The sequence below is a fragment of the Streptomyces europaeiscabiei genome (genome assembly GCF_001550375.1).
GTDB lineage: Bacteria > Actinomycetota > Actinomycetes > Streptomycetales > Streptomycetaceae > Streptomyces > Streptomyces europaeiscabiei.
In genome coordinates this window covers 1-6,977 of the sequence record NZ_LRTR01000598.1, presented here as the reverse complement: position 1 = coordinate 6,977, position 6,977 = coordinate 1, and the positions used below count along the sequence as shown (strand labels likewise).

8 protein-coding genes are annotated in these 6,977 nt (G+C 70.6%); 4 read left to right on the top strand and 4 right to left on the bottom strand.

Going from position 1 to position 6,977, the window contains the following annotated elements; translation table 11 throughout:
* Positions 1 to 19 precede the first annotated feature (19 nt).
* The gene (locus AWZ10_RS55805) at positions 20 to 415 is read left to right on the top strand and encodes a helix-turn-helix domain-containing protein (protein WP_425264510.1); all 396 of its coding nucleotides are present in this window, start codon (positions 20 to 22) and stop codon (positions 413 to 415) included.
* 408 nt (positions 416 to 823) lie between these two features.
* Here AWZ10_RS55805 and AWZ10_RS55190 read toward each other — a convergent pair whose 3' ends face one another.
* Positions 824 to 958, bottom strand: coding sequence for a hypothetical protein (locus AWZ10_RS55190; protein WP_279616644.1), 135 nt, complete (start codon positions 956 to 958; stop codon positions 824 to 826).
* Positions 959 to 1,095: 137 nt separating this feature from the next.
* Between AWZ10_RS55190 and AWZ10_RS28620 the strand changes: the two genes are divergently transcribed.
* Positions 1,096 to 1,959: a helix-turn-helix transcriptional regulator gene (locus tag AWZ10_RS28620; protein WP_046703801.1), complete on the top strand. Its 864-nt coding sequence runs from the start codon at positions 1,096 to 1,098 to the stop codon at positions 1,957 to 1,959.
* 377 nt (positions 1,960 to 2,336) lie between these two features.
* Here the strand turns inward: AWZ10_RS28620 and AWZ10_RS28615 are convergent, their stop codons facing one another.
* From AWZ10_RS28615 to AWZ10_RS28605, 3 genes are all read right to left on the bottom strand, one after another.
* Positions 2,337 to 3,380 (bottom strand): 2-oxoglutarate and iron-dependent oxygenase domain-containing protein, encoded by a 1,044-nt coding sequence (locus tag AWZ10_RS28615; protein ID WP_046703800.1) that lies wholly within the window; start codon positions 3,378 to 3,380, stop codon positions 2,337 to 2,339.
* Positions 3,381 to 3,518: 138 nt separating this feature from the next.
* Complete coding sequence (locus tag AWZ10_RS28610) at positions 3,519 to 4,178, bottom strand: response regulator transcription factor (protein WP_046703799.1); 660 nt, start codon at positions 4,176 to 4,178, stop codon at positions 3,519 to 3,521.
* Positions 4,175 to 5,275, bottom strand: a complete 1,101-nt coding sequence (locus AWZ10_RS28605; RefSeq protein WP_079104462.1) for a HAMP domain-containing sensor histidine kinase — start codon at positions 5,273 to 5,275, stop codon at positions 4,175 to 4,177. The genes AWZ10_RS28610 and AWZ10_RS28605 overlap by 4 nt, the downstream gene beginning before the upstream one ends.
* Positions 5,276 to 5,635: 360 nt before the next feature.
* On the opposite strand from AWZ10_RS28605, the gene AWZ10_RS28600 reads away from it, so the two are divergent.
* Both AWZ10_RS28600 and AWZ10_RS28595 read left to right on the top strand, forming a co-directional pair.
* Positions 5,636 to 6,106 carry a cation:proton antiporter regulatory subunit gene (locus AWZ10_RS28600; RefSeq protein ID WP_046703798.1) on the top strand — a complete coding sequence of 157 codons (471 nt, stop codon included), beginning with the start codon at positions 5,636 to 5,638 and terminating at the stop codon, positions 6,104 to 6,106.
* A gap of 7 nt (positions 6,107 to 6,113) precedes the next feature.
* Positions 6,114 to 6,977 (top strand): cation:proton antiporter (locus AWZ10_RS28595; protein WP_244172575.1); only part of this gene is annotated, 864 nt, incomplete at its 3' end.

Below are 6,977 nucleotides of genomic sequence, written 5' to 3'. Positions count from 1 at the left end.
CGGCCGCCGCCTCTGCCGCGTGCGGCGCGCCCGGCTGTCCACTCGGGGCCGGGATGGCCTTCCTCGCGCTCCCCCAGGCGCCCAACCTCTCGCCGTGGCAGGCGGTCAGAGCCCTGTGCGACTACCGGGGCGACGACAGGTCGGCGTCCTGACGCATGCCGCGTTCGACGGTGTCGAGGCTCTCGTGAGGATCTCCGCGGCGGCCGGCGAGGTCCCCGAGACCAACCGGGCGCTCCGGGGACGGATCGACGAGGGGTGGGCCGAGGGCGAACGGCGACTCCGTGACCGCGGAATGCTGGACTCCCCCGGAGGCCGCGCGGCCCGGGCCGCCGTGGAAGCCCTCACCGACCTCTTCGCCTCAGCGCCCTGGAAGGCCCTCGGCGCGCGGAGCGCACATAGGCCCCTGGGCGGCTGACCCCCGCGCCACGGAAACCGACGACTCCCACACCCGCCTGGCGGAACACGTGACCCGTGTGAACGACCTGGGCGAACCACACGCCCCCGCCCCCTCGCCCGGTCCGAACAACCCGACCGGCACAGGCGAGTTCGACGATCCGCCGCCCGACCGGCACTGGCGGCTCCCCCGGCTCCAGCACGTGGGCGAAGGCCCGCCACACGTCGGCGTCCAGGTGGTGCAACGCCGCAGGGTGGCCAAGGACGAGCCGGTGCTCCGCGCCGCCGACGGCCTCGGCGACCCCGTCACCGTAGGGAAGGCCGTCGCCGCGCGGCTCGACGGGATCCGCCCGATGTCCGCCGAAACACGTCGAAGCCGGGCTGATCAACCCGCTGAACGTGGAATGGGGCCCAGCCTCCCGGCTCGCCGTCAACCCCCGACGGGGAAACTGCTCGCCCGATCGACGAACGACCGCCACAGCCACAGCCACAGCCACAGCCACAGCCACAGCCACAGCCACCGGAGGATCGCGGACCCGTACTTCGGAGAGTCGCGAACCCCCATATGCACGTACTCACTCACGTACTCGTTCACAGCAGTCGCAGCACCAGCACACAGCACCAGCACCACTCCCGCACGAAGCCCGCGCACGTCTCGGGCAGGGGGCGCGTTCCTACCCCCGGGCAGATCGAGGAATCCGCATGACAGTGAAATCATCCCCCGTTCCGGACGATGACCGCCAAGTCAAACGTGGCATCCAGGCGTTACGGGACACCGCCGGCGTCGATCTCGCCTTCGGCGGCGTCGTGGTCAGGGGCCGGCACGCGCAGCTCACCGAGTTCACGGGCAACTCCACCAACGCCCTGTTCGGGCTGACCCTCGGCTTCGGCATGGGGCTCGGCGGCAAGGTGGTGGCCCTGCACCGCCCCATCGCTGTCAACGACTACGCGAACTCCAAACAGATCAGCCACCACTACGACCTCATGGTCGCCGCGGAGGGCATCCACGCCGTCGTGGCGGCACCCGTGGTGGTCAACCGGACGGTGCGGGCGGTCATGTACGGCGCGGTCCGCCGGTCCGTGGCCTTGGGGGACCGGACCGTCGACTCGGTCATGCAGGCCGCCCGCGGTCTGGAGCAGAACCTGGCGGTGCGGGACGAGGTGATGCGCCGCCTCGGCACCCTGAACGAGCCCGCGGAGACCACCGGCCGGTCCGAGGGCCCCACGTCCCCCCGGTGGGAGACGATTCGCGAGGCGTACTCGGAACTGCGGATCCTCGCCCAGCAGCTCACCGACGACGAGTTGCGCGACCGGGTCGTCGGTGTGTGCGACAAGCTGGCCGGTGCCGGAGCTCCCCCCTCCCACCCGCTCAGCACCCTCTCGTCACGCGAACTGGACGTGCTGTCCTGCGTCGCGCTGGGGCGGACCAACACGGACGTGGCGGATGAACTGGGCCTTCGGGCCGAGACGGTGAAGAGCTATCTGCGCAGCGCCATGCGCAGGCTGGGCTGCCACACCCGGATGGAAACCGTCATGACGGCACGCCGTCTGGGTCTGCTTCCCTGAGGCACCGACAGGCGGGGAGAGGACTCGCAAGGCGGAGGAGAGCGAGAGCGGGTGGCTGCGGGGCCGGGCGCGCCGTCGTGGATCCCGCCCGGCTCGGGAGGAACGTGGTCGGGTCGGCGTCGACAGCAGTCGGGCCACGGCGGAACGATCGTCGCCGCCGACGCCGGCCTCGACTCCATGGTGTTGAGCTCCCCGCTCCCCCGCACGACGAGCGCGGTCGAGGACGCCTTCTGCCCGGCGGTCCAGAACCCGGACGCGGGCACCCGTACGCCCGCCCACCCCACGACAGTCGGCCCGGAACGTGTCGAAGCCGCCCGGTGGCTGCCGGGCGGCTTCGACACGTTCCGGGCCACGACACGGCCCGCCGCGGACGCGGTTCAGGAGTTGAGGGCCTCCTTGCGGAGGCGTTCGAGGACGGCGAGCCGGTCCTCCTTCTCTATGCGCGCGGTGGCGGTGCGCTCGGGGTAGCAGCGCATGAACATGTTGGTGAAGTGCGTGCCGTAGTGGATGAACTCGTCCGCCCCGCCCCCTTCCAGGGGTCGCGCGACGGCCTGGAACGACGGCTCGTGGAAGTACGCGATGGTGTACCGCTCGCGGTCGGCCAGGCGCACCTTGTGCGGGGTGGAGAGGAGGGTTCCGCCCGTGATGAACTGCATGATGTCGCCGGGGAAGACGGTGAACACGCAGGGGACCGGGGTGACGAAGGTCCAGGGCTCCTCGTTCTCGTACCGTCCGGCCATGGACTCGTCGGGCAGCCAGTTGCGTCCGCGTGTCTCGCCCGGTACCGGGGGACGGATGTAGAGGCCGCCCACGTCGTCCTGGACCGCGATGACCAGCAGACCGTAGTCGGTGTGGGAGCCGATGCCCCGCTCGGAGGTGGCGTCCGCCCGAGGGAAGCGCAGGACCCGCATGTGGTGCCAGCCGTCCGCGGTGAGCTTCGTGAAGTGGTCCATGTCGTCCAGGCCGAGGCCCAGAGCGACCAGTCTGAGCAGTCGCTCACCGATGTCGCCCACGGTGCCCATGTAGCTCTTCATCGCGTCGGCGTACTGCTCGGAAGGCCAGGGAGCGGGTCCGTGACAAGGCCACCTGTCGATGACGCGAGCGTCGTCCTCGGGGATGTCGGGGCAGACGGTGAAGATCTCCGAGCCGTCCTTCTCCCCGGCTGTCTCCTCCTCCCCGGACGCGACGTACCCGCTGTAGGTGAGGTCGGACACGTGCCCGGCCTTCTCCTTGAACGGGCGGCCGAAGAAGCCCCGAGAGAATTCGAGTGCCCGCTCGGTGACAGCTTCCTGTTTCGGCGTCGCCTGGATCTGGAAGATGCCGTCGTCCTGCCAGGCGGCGATCAGTGCCTGGCCGAGTGCCTTGTCCACGTCACTGCCGTCAACCGTCGGGGGCAGTACGAAGGTCTGCAGTTCTGTCATGCCCTTCACCTTGAACCGGACGCACTTAATCCACTACCCCCGTCTGAGGGGACCGTTGGAGTCGCGATTCCCCAACTTGGCGGTCTGAACTGGGAGTTCATGGTTCCCCGTAGGTGTACGAACGGGAAAGGGGCGGAGTCAGGGCTCGGTCAGGCCCGTGCGGATGGCGTAGCGGGTGAGTTCCAGGCGGTCGCGCAGGCCCAGTTTCTGGAGGAGGTTGGCCCGGTGGCGTTCGACGGTCTTGGCGCTGATGACGAGGAGGCGGGCGATCTCCTTGGACGTGTGGCCCTCGGCGACGAGTTTGAGGATCTCCTCCTCCCGTTCGGTGATGGGGCGTTCGGGGAGCCGGTCGCCGGTGCGGGCGCGGTCGAGGTAGGTGCGGATGAGGGTGGTTTCGGCGCCCGGGTAGATGAAGGGTTCGTCGCGCAGGGCGGCGCGGCAGGCCTCGACGAGATCCCGGTCGGCGACCGACTTGGGGACGTAGCCGGAGGCGCCGGCCTTGAGGGCTTCGAAGAAGTACTGCTCGTTGTCGTACATCGTCAGCATCAGCGTGCGCGGCTCGGGCCGCAGCCGGGCCAGTTCGCGGGCGGCCTGCAGTCCGGTCCGGTGGGGCATGGCGATGTCGAGGACGGCCAGGTCGATGTCACCCTCACGGGCCCGCGCGACCGCTTCGATGCCGTCGGCAGCCTCGGCCACGACCGTCAGATCGGACTGGGCGTCGAGGATGAGGCGCACACCCTGGCGTACGAGGGCGTGGTCGTCGGCGAGGAGGATGCGGGCCGGGGCCGGTCGGGTCATCGTGCGGTCTCCCGGAAGCGGTCGGCGGTGGAGGGCATGTCATCCGCAGGCGAGCAAGCCCCGGGCGAGTCAGCGGCAGACGGGTCGGCCTGGGACGTGTCATCCGGAGGCACCCCACCCGCGGTCGTCCCACCTGGTGTGGTGCCGTCGGTCGTGGTGCCGTCGGTCGCGGCGTGCAGGGATATCTGCGTGCCGCCCTGCGGGCCGGGCCCGATGTGCAGGTCCGCGCCGATGAGGAGGGCCCGTTCGCGCATGCCGTTGATGCCGGCGCCTTCCGGTGCGGAGGCGATGCCACGGCCGTTGTCCCGTACGAGCAGGGCCGTCCGGGCGTCGGGCAGGGGCCGGAGGTGGACTTCGGCGCGGGTGGCGCCGGCGTGCCGGGCGGTGTTGGTCAGGCTCTCCTGGGCGATGCGGTAGAGGACGAGTTCGGTGTCCGGGTCCAGGCGGGGCAGGCCCGGGGTGATGTGGGCGGTGACCCGCAGCCGTGCGGTGGTGAACTCCGCGGTCAGGGCGCGCAGGGCGCTGTGCAGACCGAGTTCTTCGAGGACCCCGGGGCGTAGTCGGCGGGCGATGCGGCGTATCTCCTCCAGGCCGGCTCGGGTGGTCTCCTGGGCCTGGTGCAGGTCGGTGCGCACGGTCTGCGGGGCGAGGTCGGCGGCGTGTCTGAGCTGGAGCAGCACGGCGGTCAGGGTCTGTCCGACCTCGTCGTGGAGTTCGCGGGCCAGGCGTCGGCGTTCGGCTTCCTGTGCGGAGAGGGCACGGCCCGAGCTCGTGGCGCGTTCGGCTTCGAGCCGGGCAAGCATGGCGTTGAAGGTCTTGGTGAGTTCGGCGATCTCGGAGGGCCCGGTGACGGTGGTGCGGCTGCCGGGCCTGAGGAGGTCCGCGGTGGTCATGGCCCGGGTCAGCCTGCCGAGGGGAGCCAGCCCGACGCGCAGCAGGACGGCGTTCGCGATCAGCATCACCACCAACCCGGCGAGCAGCACGAGGGCCTCTCCGAACAGTACGGGCGTGGACACGGTGACCGGGCCCAGAAGCAGCAGAACGGCGACCATCAGTACGGCCGCGTTGGAGAGGAAGATCCGCCAGTACAGCGACATGATCCTGTGCTCCCTTCACGGTGACCTCTTCTCACCCCCACTGTCTCTCACCGGCCGGGAACGCCCCCGCTCAGGGCCCCGGAGCGGTTAACGCACGGGCCTCGGCGGACGGCGGTTCCGCTGCCCGGCCCAGGCGGCTGGCCGCCCGCTGCTCCGCCGGTGGTGGGTCCACTGCCCCCACCACCCTGTCCGCCGCGGACCGGCCCTGTCCATCCGTGCTGACACCCATATGCCCGACCTCTTCGCGGGTGGCACCATGGCCCCTCGTCACGCCCGGTCATCCTGTTTGACGTGGGGCGCGCGTGGTACCGCTGTCGCAGAGTTCTATGAAAAGGGGGAGGGGTTGTGCCTACCGGCCGGATGAGCACCACACCCTTGCCGGGGATCGGTGTCCAGTACGACCTGACCACACGGGAGCACCGTCATCTGTCGGTGATCGCGCACCGGGACGGTACCCGGACCGTGAACGTCTACCGGGCCGACGACCCGGACGCCTGCGCCCAGGCCCTGCATCTGACGGAACCGGAGACCGCCCTCCTGATGGACGCGCTCGCGCCCGGTCACCACAACCCGAACCTGCTGTCGACCACCGACCTCGGGCTCGTGGCGGAGCGGATCGAGCTGTCGTCGACATCCCACTGGAACGGGCGTGTCCTCGGCGAGACCCGGATGCGGACCGAGACCGGCGTCTCGATCGTGGCCGTACTGCGGCGGGCGCAGGCGATCCCCTCCCCCACCCCGGACTTCCGGCTCGCGGGCGGTGACACACTCATCGTGATCGGCACCCGGGAGGGTGTGGAGGCGGCCGCCGCGATACTCGGGCGGGAGTGAGCCGACCATGTACCTCGCCGCACACCTCACGACGCAACCCGTCGCGCACCTCGCCGCGCAGTCGGAGTCATCGGGGCACTCCTCCGCCGTCTTCCTGATCGAGTTCGGCGCGATCATCCTCGGGCTGGGGCTGCTGGGCCGGCTCGCCGGACGCCTGCAGTTCTCCCCCATACCGCTGTATCTGCTGGCCGGGCTGGCGTTCGGTGAGGGCGGGCTGCTGCCGCTGGGGACCAGTGAGGAGTTCGTGGCGATCGGCGCCGAGATCGGCGTGATCCTGCTGCTGCTCATGCTCGGGCTGGAGTACACGGCGAGCGATCTCGTCTCCAACCTCAAGACCCAGTACCCGGCCGGCCTCGTCGACGCCGCCCTCAACGCCCTGCCCGGCGCCGCCATGGCACTGCTGCTCGGCTGGGGCCCCGTCGCCGCCGTCGTACTCGCCGGCGTCACCTGGATCTCCTCCTCCGGCGTCATCGCCAAGGTCCTCGGCGACCTCGGACGGCTCGGCAACCGCGAAACGCCCGTCGTACTGAGCATCCTGGTCCTGGAAGACCTCTCCATGGCCGTCTACCTGCCGATCGTCACCGCGCTGCTGGCCGGGGTCGGTCTGGCGGCGGGCAGCGCGACCCTGGCCATCGCGCTCGGTACGGCCGGGGTCGTGCTGCTGGTGGCGGTGCGCTACGGGCGGCACATCTCCCGCTTCGTCTCCAGCGACGATCCCGAGAAACTGCTGCTCGTCGTGCTGGGGGTGACGCTCGTCGTCGCCGGGCTCGCGCAGCAGTTGCAGGTGTCGGCGGCGGTGGGCGCGTTCCTGGTGGGCATCGCGCTGTCGGGTGAGGTCGCCGAGGGCGCGCACGGTCTGCTGGCGCCGCTG

What these genes read in the sequence shown, in the direction of transcription:
- AWZ10_RS55190 (WP_279616644.1), bottom strand. Translation starts at nt 958, where the DNA reads ATGGGGGTTCGCGACTCTCCGAAGTACGGGTCCGCGATCCTCCGGTGG.
- AWZ10_RS28620 (WP_046703801.1), top strand. Translation starts at nt 1,096, where the DNA reads ATGACAGTGAAATCATCCCCCGTTCCGGACGATGACCGCCAAGTCAAA.
- AWZ10_RS28615 (WP_046703800.1), bottom strand. Translation starts at nt 3,380, where the DNA reads ATGACAGAACTGCAGACCTTCGTACTGCCCCCGACGGTTGACGGCAGT.
- AWZ10_RS28610 (WP_046703799.1), bottom strand. Translation starts at nt 4,178, where the DNA reads ATGACCCGACCGGCCCCGGCCCGCATCCTCCTCGCCGACGACCACGCC.
- AWZ10_RS28605 (WP_079104462.1), bottom strand. Translation starts at nt 5,275, where the DNA reads ATGTCGCTGTACTGGCGGATCTTCCTCTCCAACGCGGCCGTACTGATG.
- AWZ10_RS28600 (WP_046703798.1), top strand. Translation starts at nt 5,636, where the DNA reads ATGAGCACCACACCCTTGCCGGGGATCGGTGTCCAGTACGACCTGACC.